At 34.6% G+C, this 18,730-nt stretch carries 14 protein-coding genes; 6 read left to right on the top strand and 8 right to left on the bottom strand.

What is annotated here, in order from left to right; translation table 11 throughout:
- Positions 1 to 55: 55 nt before the first annotated feature.
- Both mfd and BLV91_RS01780 read right to left on the bottom strand, forming a co-directional pair.
- Positions 56 to 3,430, bottom strand: coding sequence for a transcription-repair coupling factor (mfd, locus tag BLV91_RS01785; protein ID WP_091428920.1), 3,375 nt, complete (start codon positions 3,428 to 3,430; stop codon positions 56 to 58).
- Positions 3,423 to 4,034 (bottom strand): DUF3450 domain-containing protein, encoded by a 612-nt coding sequence (locus tag BLV91_RS01780; RefSeq protein WP_091428918.1) that lies wholly within the window; start codon positions 4,032 to 4,034, stop codon positions 3,423 to 3,425. Before BLV91_RS01780 ends, mfd begins: the two co-directional genes overlap by 8 nt.
- A gap of 225 nt (positions 4,035 to 4,259) precedes the next feature.
- Here BLV91_RS01780 and BLV91_RS01775 point away from each other — a divergent pair, with 225 nt between their 5' ends.
- Complete coding sequence (locus BLV91_RS01775; protein ID WP_091428916.1) at positions 4,260 to 5,213, top strand: L-threonine 3-dehydrogenase; 954 nt, start codon at positions 4,260 to 4,262, stop codon at positions 5,211 to 5,213.
- A gap of 56 nt (positions 5,214 to 5,269) precedes the next feature.
- On the opposite strand, the gene BLV91_RS01770 is transcribed toward BLV91_RS01775, so the two are convergent.
- The 4 genes from BLV91_RS01770 to BLV91_RS01755 all read right to left on the bottom strand — a co-directional run bounded on the left by BLV91_RS01770 (position 5,270) and on the right by BLV91_RS01755 (position 11,547).
- Positions 5,270 to 7,144 (bottom strand): M1 family metallopeptidase, encoded by a 1,875-nt coding sequence (locus BLV91_RS01770; RefSeq protein ID WP_091429127.1) that lies wholly within the window; start codon positions 7,142 to 7,144, stop codon positions 5,270 to 5,272.
- Positions 7,145 to 7,192: 48 nt separating this feature from the next.
- Positions 7,193 to 8,812 (bottom strand): S8 family peptidase, encoded by a 1,620-nt coding sequence (locus BLV91_RS01765; RefSeq protein ID WP_091428914.1) that lies wholly within the window; start codon positions 8,810 to 8,812, stop codon positions 7,193 to 7,195.
- A 179-nt stretch (positions 8,813 to 8,991) separates the two neighbouring features.
- Complete coding sequence (locus BLV91_RS01760) at positions 8,992 to 10,614, bottom strand: S8 family peptidase (RefSeq protein WP_091428912.1); 1,623 nt, start codon at positions 10,612 to 10,614, stop codon at positions 8,992 to 8,994.
- 72 nt (positions 10,615 to 10,686) lie between these two features.
- Positions 10,687 to 11,547 carry an MBL fold metallo-hydrolase gene (locus BLV91_RS01755; RefSeq protein WP_091428911.1) on the bottom strand — a complete coding sequence of 287 codons (861 nt, stop codon included), beginning with the start codon at positions 11,545 to 11,547 and terminating at the stop codon, positions 10,687 to 10,689.
- Between the two features lie 259 nt (positions 11,548 to 11,806).
- On the opposite strand from BLV91_RS01755, the gene BLV91_RS01750 reads away from it, so the two are divergent.
- The 5 genes from BLV91_RS01750 to sufD all read left to right on the top strand — a co-directional run bounded on the left by BLV91_RS01750 (position 11,807) and on the right by sufD (position 16,322).
- Complete coding sequence (locus BLV91_RS01750; protein ID WP_091429124.1) at positions 11,807 to 12,136, top strand: HesB/IscA family protein; 330 nt, start codon at positions 11,807 to 11,809, stop codon at positions 12,134 to 12,136.
- A 69-nt stretch (positions 12,137 to 12,205) separates the two neighbouring features.
- The gene (gene sufB, locus BLV91_RS01745) at positions 12,206 to 13,654 is read left to right on the top strand and encodes a Fe-S cluster assembly protein SufB (RefSeq protein WP_091428902.1); all 1,449 of its coding nucleotides are present in this window, start codon (positions 12,206 to 12,208) and stop codon (positions 13,652 to 13,654) included.
- An 82-nt stretch (positions 13,655 to 13,736) separates the two neighbouring features.
- Positions 13,737 to 14,126 carry a four helix bundle protein gene (locus BLV91_RS01740; protein ID WP_091428900.1) on the top strand — a complete coding sequence of 130 codons (390 nt, stop codon included), beginning with the start codon at positions 13,737 to 13,739 and terminating at the stop codon, positions 14,124 to 14,126.
- Between the two features lie 42 nt (positions 14,127 to 14,168).
- The gene (gene sufC, locus BLV91_RS01735) at positions 14,169 to 14,921 is read left to right on the top strand and encodes a Fe-S cluster assembly ATPase SufC (RefSeq protein WP_091428894.1); all 753 of its coding nucleotides are present in this window, start codon (positions 14,169 to 14,171) and stop codon (positions 14,919 to 14,921) included.
- A gap of 84 nt (positions 14,922 to 15,005) precedes the next feature.
- On the top strand, positions 15,006 to 16,322 hold the full coding sequence (gene sufD / locus BLV91_RS01730) for a Fe-S cluster assembly protein SufD (protein ID WP_091428893.1): 1,317 nt from the start codon (positions 15,006 to 15,008) through the stop codon (positions 16,320 to 16,322).
- Positions 16,323 to 16,469: 147 nt separating this feature from the next.
- Here the strand turns inward: sufD and BLV91_RS01725 are convergent, their stop codons facing one another.
- Both BLV91_RS01725 and BLV91_RS01720 read right to left on the bottom strand, forming a co-directional pair.
- Positions 16,470 to 17,144 (bottom strand): hypothetical protein, encoded by a 675-nt coding sequence (locus BLV91_RS01725; protein WP_091428891.1) that lies wholly within the window; start codon positions 17,142 to 17,144, stop codon positions 16,470 to 16,472.
- A gap of 3 nt (positions 17,145 to 17,147) precedes the next feature.
- Positions 17,148 to 18,494, bottom strand: a complete 1,347-nt coding sequence (locus BLV91_RS01720; RefSeq protein ID WP_091428890.1) for a serine hydrolase domain-containing protein — start codon at positions 18,492 to 18,494, stop codon at positions 17,148 to 17,150.
- Between the last annotated feature and the right edge of the window lie 236 nt (positions 18,495 to 18,730).

Raw genomic sequence — 18,730 nt, 5'->3', positions numbered from 1 at the left:
CAAGCTTCCAGTCTTTGAAAGACTGGAAGCTTTTTAATTTAAACTAATAGAAAAATTATTTTTCTATTCCGCCCAACATTTCCATTAACTCCAAGGCCCTTCTAGTTGATTTCACATTATCAAAAGTCAACAACAAGCGCAAGCCATTTTTCGTTTCTTTTTCTTTTATTTTACAAATAGAACTTCGTTTCTGAACAAAACGCATAACATCCGTAAAACGATTGGACTGGTAATAATCAGATTGTTGGTCGGACACAAAGTAACCTACCATTTTTCCTTGTTTCATAACTAATTTCTCAATTCCAACACGGCTGGCAATCCATTTAATACGGATGCTATTCATTAACGCAATAGCGCGTGGTGGCATAGGTCCAAATCTATCGATCAATTTTTTCTGGAAGAGCTGTAATTCTTCTTCATTTTTCACAGTAGCCAACTCATTGTATAAACTCAATCGTTCGCTTACATTATTTATGTATTCGTCAGAAAATAGCAACTCAAAATCAGTATCAATCTGAAGGTCTTTTACGTATTCTTTGGTTTCAATATCATTCTCAACAGGGTATAAATCTTTGAATTCATGTTCCTTCAATTCATCGATGGCTTCGTTTAGTATTTTTTGATAGGTATCAAAACCAATTTCATTTATAAATCCGCTTTGTTCTCCTCCCAATAAATCTCCGGCACCGCGAATCTCAAGATCTTTCATGGCAATATTAAATCCGCTTCCTAGCTCACTGAATTGTTCCAAGGCTTGGATTCGTTTCCCAGCATCTTCTGTCATCGCCGAATAGGGTGGACAAATAAAATAACAAAAGGCTTTCTTATTGCTTCGCCCTACACGTCCCCGCATTTGATGCAAATCAGACAGACCAAAATTATTGGCATTATTAATGAAAATTGTATTGGCGTTTGGAACGTCCAATCCACTTTCGATTATGGTAGTTGCTACCAAAACATCAAATTCACCATTCATGAAAGCAAGCATTAACTCTTCGAGCTTTTTTCCTTCCATCTGTCCGTGGCCAATTCCCACTCTGGCATTTGGTACCAATCGCTGAATCATTCCTGCGACTTCCTTAATATTCTCAATGCGATTATTGATAAAGAAAACTTGTCCGTTACGCTGAATCTCATATGAAATCGCATCCCGAATTAACTCTTCGCTAAAACCAACCACATTCGTCTCGATAGGATATCTATTGGGTGGTGGCGTTGTAATTACAGATAAATCTCTTGCTGCCATTAACGAAAACTGCAAGGTTCGCGGAATTGGCGTTGCAGTCAAAGTCAGTGTGTCAACATTCGCTGCTATTGTTTTTAATTTGTCTTTTACGTTGACTCCAAATTTTTGTTCCTCATCAACAATCAGCAATCCTAAATCTTTGAAGACAACATTTTTATTAACCAATTGATGTGTCCCAATTACAATATCGAGTTTTCCTTCGGCTAATAATTTCAGCGTTTCTGCTTTTTGTTTTGCCGATCTGAATCGGTTTAAATAGCCAATAGAGACTGGCATATCCTTCAATCTTTCCGTAAAAGTACGGTAATGTTGGTAGGCTAATATGGTTGTTGGTACCAGAATGGCAACTTGTTTGCTATTGTCAACAGCTTTAAAAGCGGCACGAATTGCAACCTCAGTTTTACCAAAACCCACATCACCACACACCAAGCGATCCATAGGACGGTCACTTTCCATATCGGCCTTTACTTCCTGGGTAGATTTGGTTTGGTCTGGCGTATCTTCATAAATAAATGAACTTTCTAATTCATTTTGTAAATAACTGTCGGGGGCAAACTGAAATCCTTTGTCTAATCTTCTTTTGGCGTATAATTGTATCAAGTTAAACGCAACATGCTTAACTCTTGCCTTAGTTTTTTGTTTTAAAACTTTCCAGGCATTCGAACCCAATTTATATATTTTGGGAGGCGCTCCGTCTTTACCTGCGTATTTCGAAATCTTGTGCAGCGAATGAATACTTACGTAAACAATATCATTGTCCGCATACACTAACTTTATCGCTTCTTGTGTTCTATTCTCTACTTGTATTTTTTGCAGTCCTCCAAAACGCCCTATTCCGTGGTCGATATGCGTTACATAATCCCCAACAGACAAAGTGGTGAGTTCCTTTAAAGTTATATTTTGCTTTTTAGAATAACCGTTCTTAATGTTAAATTTATGATAGCGCTCAAAAATTTGGTGATCCGTATAACAAGTAATTTGATTCTCCTCATCAATAAAACCTTGGTACAAAGGAAAAACTATAGTATTATATTGTTTTCGAATATTCTCCGAATTAGCTTCGTCCAGAGTTTCAAAAATATCATGAAAACGCTTTGCCTGATTTTCATTCGAACAAAATAAATAATTTTTATATCCGTTGAAATGATTCTCATTCAGGTTATTCAACAATAGGTCAAATTGCTTGTTGAACGATGGCTGTGGTTGAATATAGAATTCGAATTTTTTTGCTATTTTAAATATCGGTCTGGAACTCAATTCTACGATTGAAAAATCCAATGCTCTTTTGATAAAAGCAGATTGATTTAGAAACAATTGCTCAGGCGCGGCATGTTTTATGTCTTTAGACAGTTTTTCGAAAGCCTCTTCTGCTCTTGTAAATTGCTTGTCTAATTGTGAAAAAAGGTCCTCAGTGTTTTGAATGAAAATTACCGTTTTCTCTGAAATGTAATCCAAGAAACTTTCTCGGTTCTCCTGAAAAACCTTGTTCTCCACATTAGGAATTATGGTGATTTTTTTTTGGATTTCTATAGACAATTGTGTGCCAACGTCAAAACTACGAATACTGTCCACTTCATTTCCAAAAAACTCGATTCGGTATGGATTATCATTTGAAAAAGAAAAAACATCGACAATACCTCCACGAACAGAAAACTCGCCCGGCTCAGTAATAAAATCAACTCTTTTGAATTCATATTCGAATAAAACTTCATTGATAAAATCAATAGAAATTTTGTCTCCAACAGATACTTTTAAAGTATTTTTTTCCAAATCCTTACGGGTAACTACTTTTTCAAATAGCGCTTCTGGATAACTAACGATAACCGCTGGTTTTTTGCGCGAATTAATTCTGTTGAGCACTTCGGCACGTAGCAAAACATTAGCATTATCTGTATCTTCAATTTGGTACGGACGTCGATAAGATCCTGGATAAAACAGTACATCTTGTTCACCAATCATTTGTTCTAAATCGTTCAAATAATAAGCTGCTTCTTCCTTGTTGTTTAAAACTATCAAAAAGGGACGCTCCGCCTTTTTAAATAAAGCACGAATAACGAATGAAACAGAAGAGCCCAACAAACCGTCGAGTTGCATCTTTATTGGGTTTAATCCGCCCAATTGCTCTACAATTTGCTTAACTTTTGGGGAATTATCGTATGTGTTATATAAGGCTGTCTTACTCAATTTGAGGGGTATTTGGATCGATAGGTGTAGTTGGTGTATTCGGGATTGCTCTTGAAGCATCCATCATTTTCATTAATTCTGACTCGCCCGCTTCAACAGGAATTTTACTTTTTTCTGTAATTTTATCCATTTGTCTCTGCAAGGAGGACAATTCATTATTGATCTCTGCAATTGTGCGAGTTACCTTTTTTTCTGGAATGTTGTCCAAATGAATATATAAATCCAGCAAGCGCACCTTAGTGATCAAAGTCGAAATTCTACTCTTGATCTGAGGCTTGTCAAACTGATTTGGTATATTTTCATTCAACGCCATTACTTTTTTAGAAATAGCTGTCGATTTTTGCTGAAAAGCGCCAATGGTTTTTTTAGGCTTTATTGCCAGTTCAGCTAAAAATAATCGTAATTCATTCCAAGTGGCCATGCTGGCCTCTGAAGTGGTATTAATAGGAGTGTCATAAAAGACCCAGCCTTTGTCTATGTTTAAGAAAATGACTTCCTTTTTTTGGGCATCTTTTTCATTTTCGGCAATCCGTTTTTGATCATCATTTTTACATGAGGAAAGCAAAATAATCAGAAAAAGAAAGTAGGATAATTTGTATTTCATTGTAATTGCATTGAAGCACAAAGTTACAAAGTAAATTTATAATTACAGATTCCAAAATGCGAATTACAATTACACTCTAAACACTGCATTTTCAGCATTAAATATGCCAAAAAAACAGAAAGAAAATTATCCTTTTAAGCCTTTTTGTATCGTATTTGTAATCTTGATTCACTAGCGCGAAAATATTTACGAAAACGTTACCTTTGCCATTCAAAACCTATCAAAATGAGTACGAAAATATTAATTATTGGCGCTTGTGGTCAAATTGGAACCGAGCTAACCCATTCATTACGAAAAATATACGGAACTGATAATGTTATCGCTTCTGACATTCGTAAACTGAACAATGACGTTGTCAACTCAGGTCCATTTGAGGTAATTAACGCCTTAGATTTCAATCAAATTGAGCATCTTGTAGAAGTACATAAGATTGACGAAATCTATCTGATGGCTGCATTGCTATCAGCGACAGCTGAGAAAAACCCTGCTTTTGCTTGGGACCTCAACATGAATTCATTATTTCACGTTTTGAATTTGGCGAAAGCCGGAAAAATAAAAAAAATATTCTGGCCTTCTAGCATTGCTGTTTTTGGACCTACAACTCCTAAAGAGAATACCCCACAATATACCATAATGGAACCTTCTACCGTTTATGGAATCAGCAAACAATCTGGTGAAAGATGGTGCGAATATTACCATAATATTTTTGGTGTTGATGTGCGAAGCATCCGTTATCCTGGTTTAATAAGCTATTCTTCACCTCCAGGTGGTGGAACTACAGATTATGCAGTTGATATTTTTCATAAAGCACTTTCTGATAAAACTTACGAATGTTTCCTTTCATCAGAAACTAAAATGCCAATGATGTATATGGATGACGCAATTGCTGCGACCATAAATATTATGCAAGCACCACAAGATGAAATCAAAATTCATTCTTCATACAATTTGGCTGCAATGAGTTTTACGCCAACAGAAATTGCTGCAGAAATTAAGAAACACATTCCAGAATTCACGATTACTTATGAACCTGACTTCCGCCAGAAAATTGCGGACAGTTGGCCTGCAAGTATAGATGACCACCAAGCGAGAGAAGATTGGGGCTGGAAACATAAATATGACTTAGAAACCATGACCAAAGACATGTTAGAAAATCTAAGTAAATCAGAAGAAATATAAAAGCAAAAAAAAAGTCTAGTTTCACAACTAGACTTTTTTTTGCTTTATAAGAAATATTACTTCATTTCATAAACGTTATTCGCTTGTTTCACGTCAGCCATTAATCCGCTTGGGTCAATAGTGATTTTCTTGATTGTGCTTTTTGCTTTAGCGATAGTAAAGTCATAGTCAGATGCAGCCCAAGTCCAGTCGTTTAAAACTGTTCTTCTTACGGATGGATTCGGGTTTTCTTTCTCAAAACTCATCATGCGCAACGGAACATAGAAACTCTCTGTTGTTCCATCAACATATTCTACTGTTAAGTCAATAGGCATTGGCATTCTTCCAATTCTCTCTAGACTAACTGTAGTTGACTCTCCATTTTCTTTCACTTCTTTAATTCCATAATCAATTGTATTAGCAGTTTCTGCCCAATCAACTAAATACCAGTCTAAGTTAGCACCTGAAACACGTTCTGCCGTTCTTTTGATATCATTTGGCGTAGGATGCTTGAATTTAAAATCTTGGTAATATCTTTTTACCGTTTTAGCAAGATTGTCTTGTCCTATTACATAACCCAATTGAGATAAGAAGATACTTCCTTTTACGTAAGACGAAATGCTGTAAGGTCTATTTTCATCATAACGATCACCATGTGTCGTTTGTGCTTGTTCTTTCCCTGATTCCACTAACTTATAGTAAGCGTTATAATTCCCTTTGAAAGGGTTTTCTACTTTTTTACCAGATAGTTCGTTGATAGCCAAATCTTCAATATAAGTCGTAAATCCTTCATCCATCCAAGGGTGCTTAGATTCATTAGAAGCTAAAATATGTTGAAACCAAGAGTGTCCTAACTCATGTGTAGCCGTACCGTAAATTCCTTCCAGAGTTCCGTTTCCTAGCATTAAAGTACACATCGCATACTCCATTCCTCCATCACCACCTTGTATAAAAGAGTATTGTTTATAAGGATAGTCTCCAATGTTTTTATTGTAAAAATCCATTACATTCACCATCATTGGTTGTAGCTTTTTCCAGTTCTCTACTGTCTTTGGATAGTTTTTGTATAAAAAGTGTATAGCGACATCATTAGGCCCTTTTACCACATTGTGAATGTAGTTTTTATCAGCAGCCCAAGTAAAATCATGAACCATTGGCGCAACAAAATGCCAAGTCAATGTTTTCAGTTTCTTTGGATAGTTTACGTTAACACCAGCATCTTCGTATCCGTGTCCTATTTCGTTTTGATTTTGCAAGTACCCAGAACCTCCTATTGTATAGTCCTTATCGATAGTGATATTTACGTCAAAATTCCCCCAAACACCGTGAAATTCTCTTGCGATATAAGGATCAGCATGCCATCCTTCGAAATCAAATTCGGCCATTTTTGGGTACCATTGTGCCATTGACAATTCAACTCCTTCAGAATTGTTTCTACCAGAACGGCGAATTTGAACTGGCACTTGACCATCAAAATCTAGGGTAAAAGTAGTTTTAGAGTTAGGTAAAATTGGTTTTACTAAATCAACAATAAGTATTGTTCCTACCGTTTTTGCAACAGCATCAACTCCATCTTGCTTGAAATTAGTAATTTTTAAGTAGCCAATTTCGTTAGGCTTCAAGCTCTCGATTCGGCTTACTTTAACTTCTTTTCCATCTACTTTTACTTTGTTCACCATTCTTCCGTCAGGATCTTTGATGCTATGTAGTCTTGCATCCATCTCGCTTCCTGGTTGGAATGCGTTATTGAACAAATGATAATATACTTTTCTTAAAGTATCAGAAGAATTATTGGTGTAAACCAATTCCTGCTTTCCTTTATATTGATAGTTTTTTACATCCATGGTAACATCCATTTTGTAATCAACATGTTGTTGCCAGTATGTGGCACTTTGTGCATAAACAGACCCAAAACTGAGCGTGATAATTGAAAGTAAAATAAGTTTTCTCATGGTATTTAATTGAAAAATGGAAGGACTCATGTCCTTGGATTAGTAAATTTATTTTTGAATATTTTCAGATAACGCAGCTGCAAAAATCAGTGCATTATACGCATTGATCATTTTTCCAGATTTTGACGTATCAGCTGCCGATTTTTTATCGTTTTGCTCTCCTAATTCTACTGAAGTTGGAAGTGGTGTTCCAGAATCCATTAGAATTTGCTTTACCTGCTTAGCAGATAATTTAGGGTAATACGAGCGTACTAATGCTGCAACCCCGGCTGCATTTGGCGAAGCCATAGATGTTCCCTGTTCGTATTTATATTTGTTGTTTGGAACAGAAGCGTAAATCTCCATTCCCGGCGCATATACATCCACATTAATAGTGCCGTAATTAGAAAATGGAGCAACAACAGTAGAACCATAAATATTGTTTATCGCACCAACAGTAAGAACATTGCTAGCAAACTCTTTTTTGTTGTCTTCAGAATCATTTGGAAAATTAATATTTTTTTCTAAATCAATATTGTTTCCGTCGTTTCCAGCGGCATGTACAAACAAAACATCTTTTGCTTCAGCATATTTAATGGCGTCAAAAACCCATTGTTTGTGTGGAGAATAGCTTTTTCCAAAACTCCCATTAATTACTTTCGCGCCATTATCAACAGCATAACGAATCGCCAAAGCGATATCTTTATCGTATTCGTCACCATTAGGAACAGCTCTTATTGCCATAATTTCAACATTATTTGCAATTCCATCGCCTCCAATACTGTTGCCTCTAACTTGGGCAATGATTCCCGCAACATGAGTGCCGTGCAATGCCTCTTCCTTATCAGGCCCAAAAACTACATTATTACCGTATTTGTTGTCACTTATATCATCTGGATTATCACCAACTGATTCCCTGCCATTAAAATCCTTATTCAAATTATAATTCAATTGGTCGTAAACGTATTTTCTATATTCTTCGATATCAGCGTTGAATGTAGGACCTGACTGCCCAATAACGCTAGTCATAATCATTTTACTTTTACTCAAATCTTCATTAGTAGTCACAATTGCATTCAATTCCTCAAGCGTATAATCGTCTTTCTTTAAATACGTTTGAATCGTTTTATTAGTGTTTAAAAGAAAATCTACTTGCTGTTTTCCTTCCAATGCCTCATTGTACTTTTTTTCATATTCTGCTTTTGCATTTTTATAGGTCACTGATCCATCATCTGCTTTTTTCAGAATACGGGTCATCTCTAAATTTTCGAATCCTGAATTACCAAGAAAATTCCAACCGTGAATATCATCAACAAACCCATTGTTATCATCGTCAATTCCGTTGTCAGCAATTTCTTTTGCATTGGTCCAAACAACATCTTTTAAATCCTCGTGCTCAATGTCAACTCCTGAATCTACAACTCCTACGATAACTTTTACTCCTTTTCTGTTTTTCAACAATTCAGAATAGGCTTTATCAACACTCATTCCGGGGATTGTATCGTTAACTAAATCTAAATGACTCCAACGTTTTAAATCAGCATCACTAATAGGCGCCACTTTTTTAATAATCAAAGGCGAACTTATCGTTATAGGTGCACTAGTCTTAGTAAGCTGTTTTTGAGCGCTACATCCTACTAATGCAAAAAATGCAAAGGCAGAATAATAGATAGGTTTAATCGTGTTCATTTATAAATTTTTAAAATTAAATGTGGGCCTAAATTATGTCTTTTTACAACAGACTATAAATGGATTAACACTATGTTAAGATTTGACGAAAGTAAAAAAATAAATGAAGGTTTTCAAATTGCTTAAAATAAAAAATGGAAGGACAAATTGCCCTTCCATTTTTAAATATTTGATAAATATTATTTTGACATTTTTTCAGCCATCAGTAAAGCATTGTAAGCATTCACTATTTTTCCTGATTGAGATAGCGCAGTAAAAGAACGCACATCAGTAGGTTTCCCTCCAACAACTACATCAGTAGAAATCGCTACTCCTGAATCCATCAAGATATGTTTTACCTGAGAGGCAGATAATTTTGGATAATAAGAACGTATTAAAGCAGCAACACCTGCAACATTTGGTGAAGCCATTGAAGTTCCTTGTAAATACTTGTAAGTATCATTTGGCGTTGTAGCATATATCTTCACTCCAGGAGCAAAAACATCAACATTCACTTTCCCAATATTTGAGAAACGAGCAACCACTTTATCCCCATATTCATAATTCAAAGCTCCAATAGTAATCATATTGTCAGCGAATTCCGTTTTTTTGTCATCAGAATCATTCGGAAAGTTATCATAACTATCAATGTCTTCAGCACTATTTCCTGCAGCATGAACAATTAATACGTCTTTCTTTTCAGCATATTTAATAGCGTCATAAACCCATTGTTTGTGAGGAGAAAAGCTTTTTCCAAAACTTCCGTTAATCACTTTTGCACCATTATCAACTGCGTAGCGAATTCCTAACGCAATATCTTTATCGTACTCATCACCATCTGGTACTGCACGAACAGTCAAGATTTGAACATTGTTAGCAACTCCGTCACCTCCAATATTGTTGTTTCTCACTTGAGCAACGATACCAGCAACGTGAGTTCCATGAAGAATTTCATTCTTGTCTGGTCCCATAACATTGTTATTCCCGTATTTTGTATCTGTGATATCATTAGGATTATCTCCTACAACTTTTCTATAATCAGTTGTTAGGTTGTCTCCTTTTAAAATCGCATTCATACCATCTAATTGCTTTTGAATAGCCACTTTCAAATCTGCTATTGGCAAATTAAAAGAAAGCATTCTTTGCATTGAAGCTTTGCTTTTTTGCATGGCTGGTTCTTCTGAAACAATTGCTTTTACTTCGTCAATTGTGTAAACCGGTTTTCCGAAATGCTTTGCTAAAGCGGCATCACTTTCGTTTAAATCCGCAATCATTTGCTCTGTACGCGCTTTTCCTACTGTCGCATCCGCAATTTTTTTATCATTTAATGCTTTTGCAGCTTGATACGTTAACTCATCAACTAAGTCTTTATTTTTGATGATTCTTTCATACTCCAAATTCTCTTTGGTAATATCTCCAAGAAAATTCCAACCGTGAATATCATCTACATAACCATTTTTATCATCGTCAATTCCGTTTCCAGGAATTTCCTTTGTATTGGTCCAAACAACATCTTTTAAATCTTCATGTTCAATATCAACACCAGAATCTACAATTCCAACAATAACTTTTACTCCAGTTTTATTTTTTAATAATTCTGAATACGCTCTGTCAACGCTCATTCCAGGGATTGTATCATTTACAATGTCTAAATGACTCCAACGTTTTAATTCATTTTCTTTTAAAGGAGCAACTTTTTTTATGTTTAAAGGAGCGCTAATTTGAGCTAACGAAGCAGTTGTTGAAACTTGCTTTTGAGCTCCACATCCTGCTAAAACCAAAACGGCAAAAGTAGAAAGGCAAATGGGTTTAATAATATTCATGGAAATTTAATTTATGTTTTAAATATTTGTCGAAAATAATTTATTTTGTTACAAATAAAAGCAGTATTAACACTACGTTAAGATTTCTTCAGCCGTATAAACGTCTTTTAGTCGAACGCCTTTCTCAGTATGTTGCACAGTTATAATTTGATTGTGTGCATCATGTTCCAAGAATAAATAGTAATCATTATCAGCTGCGGATGTAAGAAATTTAGTTTTCTCAGGCATGGTCAACAATGGTCTCGTATCATATCCCATTACGTAAGGAATTGGAATATGTCCGGCTGTCGCCAATAAATCAGCACAAAAAACGATTGTTTTATCTTTATACTTAATATGTGGAATCATCTGTTTTTCAGTATGTCCATCCGCAAAAAAGATGCCAAAACCTAGTTCTGATGATTCCAAGAAATCCCCTTCAGGTCTTTTTATAAAATTCAATTGACCACTTTCTTGCATAGGTAGAATATTTTCAGACAGGAAAGAGGCTTTCTCCCTAGGGTTCGGTTTTGTAGCCCATTCCCAATGATTTTCATTACTCCAGAATTTAGCATTTTTAAAAGCAGGTTCATACCCCGTTTTGTCTGCATTCCATTGCACGCTACCACCACAATGGTCAAAATGCAGATGCGTCATAAAAACATCAGTAACATCGTCACGGTGAAAACCATATTTAGCTAAGGACTTATCCATAGAATGAGATCCCCAAAGAGAATAATAGCCAAAAAACTTTTCTGATTGCTTGTTACCCATTCCAGTATCGATCAAAATCAGTCGGTTGCCATCTTCTATCAACAAGCATCTAGCTGCAATATCAATTAAATTATTTTCATCTGCGGGATTGGTTCTGTTCCAAATTGTTTTGGGCACCACGCCAAACATTGCGCCACCATCAAGTTTAAAATTACCGGTTTCAATAGGATATAGTTTCATTTTTTTGAATTGAAAGATTAAAAAATTGAAGGATAAAACGATCTAGTTTAGATCCTCATCACCTCATATAGATAAAAGAAAACGTTTAGAATCTTTTGCTTTTTCCGTAATAGATTGCAATTTATGAAAATTGATCTGCTTTAAAAGAAATCATATAGACTTTTTCTATTTTATCATTAGTTATAAAAATGTTATCAATTATGGAAAAAGGTTTTTATACACTACCTTTGTGGTTAATTTAGACAAAATCAATATAACAATGATAAAGGTTTCTGATACTGCCAAAAAGAAAATCGTCGATTTGATGAAAGAGGACGGTTTTGACGCTGCTACAGACTATGTAAGAGTAGGTGTAAAAAGTGGCGGATGCTCTGGTTTGTCTTATGATTTGAAATTTGACAAAACCAAAAACGAAGAAGATAAGATTTTCATAGACAACGACATAACAATCGCTGTAGAGAAAAAATCTTTTCTCTATTTAGCGGGAACCATCCTGGAATTTTCAGGCGGGATAAACGGAAAAGGATTTGTTTTCAATAATCCTAATGCAAGCAGAACCTGTGGTTGTGGAGAGAGTTTCTCTCTTTAAAATTTAGACACAAATAATAAAGTTTAATATTCAATTTTTGAATCTTTAAATCTTTAAATCTTTACAAGAATGAGTAAATATACAGAAGACGACTTAAAAATCGAACTCGAAACTAAAGAATACGAGTACGGATTTTATACCGAATTGGAATCGGATACGTTTCCTATTGGGTTAAACGAAGATATAGTTCGTGCCATTTCCCACAGAAAAGAAGAACCACAATGGATGACCGACTGGCGCATTGAGGCATTTCGTGCTTGGCAAGAAATGACTGAACCAGAATGGGCAAATGTACATTATACAAAACCTGACTTTCAGGCTATCTCTTATTATTCAGCCCCAAAAGCGGTTGACCCTAATAAAACATTAGACGACGTAGATCCTGAACTTTTAGAAATGTACAAAAAGTTAGGTATCTCTGTTGACGAACAAAAAATGATGAATAATGTCGCTATGGATATTGTAGTTGACTCTGTTTCAGTAGCAACAACATTCAAGAAAACATTAGGAGAAAAAGGAATTATCTTTATGAGTATTTCTGAAGCTATTAAAGAGCATCCAGAATTAGTTCGTAAATATTTAGGAACAGTTGTTCCACAAAAAGACAATTTTTATGCTGCTTTGAATTCTGCAGTATTTTCTGATGGTTCTTTTTGTTATATTCCAAAAGGAGTTCGTTGTCCAATGGAACTTTCGACCTACTTTAGAATCAATCAAGCAGGAACAGGACAGTTCGAAAGAACATTACTTGTTGCTGACGAAGGTAGTTATGTAAGTTACCTAGAAGGTTGCACGGCCCCAAGTCGTGATGAAAACCAATTACACGCTGCTGTAGTTGAGCTAATCGCACTTGATGATGCCGAAATAAAATATTCAACAGTACAAAACTGGTACCCTGGAAACAAAGAAGGTAAAGGTGGAGTTTTCAACTTTGTGACTAAAAGAGGAATCTGCGAGAAAAACGCTAAAATTTCTTGGACACAGGTAGAAACTGGTTCTGCAGTAACTTGGAAATATCCATCGGTTATTTTAAAAGGAGATAATTCAGTAGGAGAATTTTATTCTATCGCTGTAACGAATAATTTCCAACAAGCCGATACAGGAACAAAAATGATCCACATTGGGAAAAACTCTAAGTCGACCATTATTTCCAAAGGTATTTCTGCTGGAAAATCACAGAATAGCTACCGTGGTTTAGTTAAAATTGGAGCAACTGCTGAAAATGCTCGTAATTTTTCACAGTGTGATTCCTTATTAATGGGGAACAATTGTGGAGCGCATACTTTCCCTTACATCGAAAGTAAAAATCCAACAGCTAAAGTGGAACATGAGGCTACGACAAGTAAAATTGGTGAAGACCAAGTTTTCTATTGTAACCAACGTGGAATTCCAACTGAAAAAGCAATTGCTTTAATCGTTAACGGTTTCAGTAAAGAAGTTTTGAACAAGTTGCCAATGGAATTTGCAGTAGAAGCACAAAAATTATTAGAAATTTCGTTAGAAGGATCGGTAGGATAAAAAAAGTTTAAAGCTTAAGGTTTAAAGTTGTGGATACGTAATAGTTGAGTAATTTTAAACTAGAAAACTTTAAACAAATTTTATGGCTACAATTACAAAATTTGAAGATTTAGAGATCTGGAAAGAAGCCAGACGACTAGCTAAGGAGATTCATATTATTTCTGCAGAAACAGATTTAAAAAATGATTTTAGATTTAGAGATCAAATAAAAGCATCATCTGGTTCAGTAATGGATAATATTGCCGAAGGATTTGAAAGAAATGGAAATTTAGAATTTAGACAATTTTTGTCTATTGCAAAAGGATCCGCTGGAGAAACAAGGTCTCAATTATACAGAGCACTAGATTACAATTATATTAACGTAGAAAAGTTTGAATTTTTAAAAACTGACTTCGAAAATTTAAGCGGGAAAATAAATAATTTTATATCATATTTAAACAAGAAAGATTTTAAAGGCACGAAGTTTCAGTAAACACGAGAACTTTAAACTTTAAACTTTAAACAACGAAAACAGATGTTAAGCATAAAAAATTTACATGCCTCAATCGATGGCAAAGAAATATTAAAAGGAATTAATCTTGAAGTAAAAGCAGGAGAAATTCACGCAATAATGGGACCTAACGGTGCCGGAAAAAGTACACTTGCTTCAATCATTGCAGGAAACGAAACTTACGAAGTGACTGAAGGAGAAATCGAATTAGATGGTGAAGACCTTTCTGATTTAGCTCCAGAAGAAAGAGCACATAAGGGTGTATTCTTGTCGTTTCAATATCCAGTTGAAATTCCTGGAGTTTCAGTAACAAACTTCATTAGAACAGCCATCAACGAAACTCGCAAAGCAAACGGTAAGGAAGAAATGCCTGCTAATGAAATGCTAAAAGTGATTCGTGAGAAATCAGAATTATTAGAAATCGACCGTAAGTTTTTATCTCGTTCATTAAATGAAGGATTTTCTGGTGGAGAGAAAAAACGTAACGAAATTTTTCAAATGGCGATGTTAGAACCAAAATTGGCTATTCTTGATGAAACTGATTCTGGATTAGATATTGATGCATTACGTATCGTAGCTAACGGAGTTAATAAATTAAAAAGCGACAAAAACGCAATTGTAGTAATTACGCACTACCAACGTTTATTAGATTATATCGTTCCTGATTTCGTTCATGTTTTACTTAACGGTAAAATTGTAAAATCTGGAGACGCTTCTTTAGCTTTAGAGCTTGAAGAAAGAGGATACGACTGGATCAAACAAGAACAAGAAGTATAAAATTTGTTTAAAGTCTATAGTTTAAAGTTACCTCAAAATAACTTTAAGCTTTTAAACCTTAAACTTTAAACAAAAACTATAAAAATGGATTTAAAAGAAAAATTAGTATCGTCTTTTATGGCTTTTGAAGAGCGCATCGATGTTCACTCTGAACTTCATGATGTGAGAACTTCAGCCATAAAAAACTTTGAAAATAAAGGTTTCCCAACCAAAAAAGATGAAGCTTGGAAATACACTTCGCTAAACGCCATTCTAAAAAATGACTTTACCGTTTTTCCAAAAACAGATAGTAACATTCAGTATTCTGATGTAAAAAAATATTTTTTACACGAAGTAGACACCTACAAAGTAGTGTTTATTGATGGTGTTTTCAGTTCTCATTTATCATCAACAACGCATGAAGGGATTGATGTTTGCTTAATGGCGTCGGCATTGACGAAACCAAAGTACAAAATGATTATTGATACTTACTTCAACCAGATTGCCAATAAAGACGATAGCTTGACTTCGTTGAATACGGCTTTCGCTATTGAAGGAGCATACATCAACATCCCAAAAAGTAAAGTCGCTGACAAACCTATTGAAATCATGTATTTCTCTACTGGAAACGAAGCTGCTTTGATGACACAACCAAGAAACTTGGTGATTGTAGGTGAGAATTCTCATGTACAAATTATCGAGCGTCACCAGAGTTTGAATGATAATCCTGTTTTAACCAATTCGGTTACAGAGATTTTTGCACAAAAACGTGCGATTGTAGATTTCTACAAAATTCAAAATGACAACCTCACTGCTAATCTTATAGACAACACTTATGTTTCCCAAAAACAAGAAAGTCATGTAGCTGTTCATACCTTCTCTTTTGGAGGAAACTTAACGAGAAACAACTTGAATTTCTATCACTTTGGCGAAAGATTGACAAGTACCTTAAACGGAATCACGATTATTGGTGAGAAACAGCACGTAGATCACTACACATTAGTGAAACATTCCACTCCAAATTGCGAAAGCTTTCAGGACTACAAAGGAATCTATTCTGATCGTTCTACAGGTGTTTTCAACGGAAAAGTGTATGTAGAGAGAGAAGCGCAAAAAACGAATGCATTCCAAAAAAGCAATAACATTTTATTGAGTGACAAAGCTACAATAAATGCAAAACCGCAATTAGAAATTTTTGCTGATGACGTAAAATGTTCTCATGGTTGTACCATCGGACAATTAGACGAAACGGCAATGTTCTATATGCAAGCACGTGGAATTCCTAAAAAAGAAGCAAAAGCGTTATTGATGTATGCGTTCTCGAATGCAGTTATCGAAAACATCAAAATACCTGAATTAAAACAAAGAATTACCAAAATCATCGCTAACAAATTAGGCGTGAAAATAGGTTTTGATTTGTAATAATTAAGGACTTAAAACATTTAACCCTTTCAAAGTTCAAAACTCTGAAAGGGTTATTTTTTTGAAGCTATTTCCCGCTATCCGCTACAATCTTTTTTCGGTAAAAACCTTAAAAAAGATTTTCACTTCTATCGCGGCTAAAAAATATTATTCATTTACATACATTAACTCAATATACTTTTTAGTGAATTTTAAAAAATCATCATACTCCTTTAGAAATACTTTTAAATCAATCGAACGAAATTCTGCAGAATTCTTTGAATCATTATATTTCATTAAATATGCAAAAACAACTGGATGCACAGAACCACTATAAGAATTAAGCTGAGAATTAATAAAGGAATGTTTATAACCATTAGAAATTTCATTTAATGTTAGTAAAATACTTTTAAACTTATCAAATCCTCCATCAAAACATTTTTCCTTATTAAGAAACTCGCCAATTGAACTCACTTTAATTTTTAGCGGGTATCTAGTATTTTCTTTAAAATAACTCAATATAAAAATTAAAGATATTAATTCATCCGACGTCTTTCTTAACCAATAAAAAAGCTGTTCAATTTTCATTATTTCTTTATAACCTATTTCAAGACTTACATCAACAGTTCCATTTAGCACTAATTCCTTTTTCGAATTATAAAAATCATCATATATATTTATAATTTCACTATTGCAACTTTCGGTTCTAACAACAATTTGCATCCAAATGATATTTAAATTCCCAAAATTAGTATTAGTTGGTAAACTAATAAATTGCGATTTATTAAAGTTTGCTTTATACTTCTTTAAAGCCTCAATTAACGGATACTTTTCATCTATCATAACTTACTTCTTAAAACTCCCAAGAATCCCTTTCAACATTCCGTTTACATCAAACTTAGCATCTTCTGTTAAACCCATTCTCACAATAACTAAATCGTGCGACGGAATAATAAATACTTTTTGTCCTTGAAAACCATTAGCCGAGTACAAATCCTTTGGCACATCAGGATATCTTCCACCGGCATTCAACCAAAAATGTCCCCCATAATCCCCATTTGAACCATTTGTTGGCGTTGCCACATATTTAGCCCAGCTCTTATTAAATAGCTGCTCGCCATTCCAATTCCCTTCGTGCAAATAAAGCAAACCAAATTTTGCCCAATCCCTTGTCGTAGCCCAACCATAAGAAGAGCCTACATAATTACCCGCCATATCTGTTTCTAAAACCATAGAGTTCATTCCTATTTTATCTATCAAAGCAGAATACCAAAAATCTAAATATTCTTGATGCGTCTTAAACTGATTTCTTAAAATATAAGACAGCAAATTAGTAGTTCCTGATGAGTAGTTCCAATGTGTATTTGGTTTAAAAGCCGCTTCTTTTTCTAGTTGCACTTTTCCCATATTCTCTGCCTGAAAAAGCATTTGCGTTGCATCGCAAATTGTACTGTAATTTTCCTCCCAAGCTAAACCAGAATTCATGTGTAGCAAATCATTTGTGGTAATGATTTTGCGCTCGTCGTTTTTCCATTCTGGTATTGGTGCCGGTCTGTTAATATCATATTTCCCTTGTTTTTCTAGGATTCCAAAAATTGTAGCAGTAATACTTTTGGTCATCGACCATCCCAGAATTTTACTGTCTTTATTGAATCCCGTATCGTATTTTTCGGCAATGATTTTGTCTTTATAAATCACTAATAAAGAACGCGTCCTTTTAACCTTTTGTCCATTAATATCAAATGCATTGGCTACAGCCGAATTTAATTTGCCATAATCAACGTTACTAAAAACAGTATCCATTGGCTCATTATTCCCATAAGGAAACGTCAAATTACTCTTCACGATTGTTCTATTAGGAACTTCATAGGGTTTTGTCTCGTCAAAATCACTGTCAACCAAAGTTACACCCAAGCCTTTTCGATAAATCGCTTTTCGTTCCTTCAAGCCATATACTGATGCCGTTGCAAAACTTCCCTTTTCGAAAATAGTGTTGGTAGCCAAGTCAATCATATCGATATCATTGTCCCCTTTTTCAATCATTTCTTGTGAACGATTATCAATAAAATGACCGGAAGCGACACTTTTAGCCGAAAAGCCAGAAATCAAATCAAGTTTTGGACAGGTGGTGAATCCTAAATAAAAAATTAAGATAAATACAGCTAATCCCAGAAGTTTAAAGAATTTTTTCATACCTAGTTACTATTTGTTTTTTATCAGACTATGGAATTCGAATATCTCCATCGGTTTTCATCTCGAGTTTTAACTATGCGCATTTCATAGTAGTTAATTGTAAAACAATGCAATATAATTATTTTTAAATTAATAATTCATTGATTTCATTTCATAAAAAAGCGAAATTAACACAAGTAAATTGGTGAATTAATGCCTAAAACAATTTAGTTTTTCTTACTTTTGTATTTAGAAAA

It is taken from the genome of Flavobacterium degerlachei, from assembly GCF_900106645.1.
Lineage (GTDB): Bacteria > Bacteroidota > Bacteroidia > Flavobacteriales > Flavobacteriaceae > Flavobacterium > Flavobacterium degerlachei.
The sequence above is the reverse complement of the archived record's forward strand: the minus strand, read 5'-3'. Positions and strand labels throughout refer to the sequence as shown.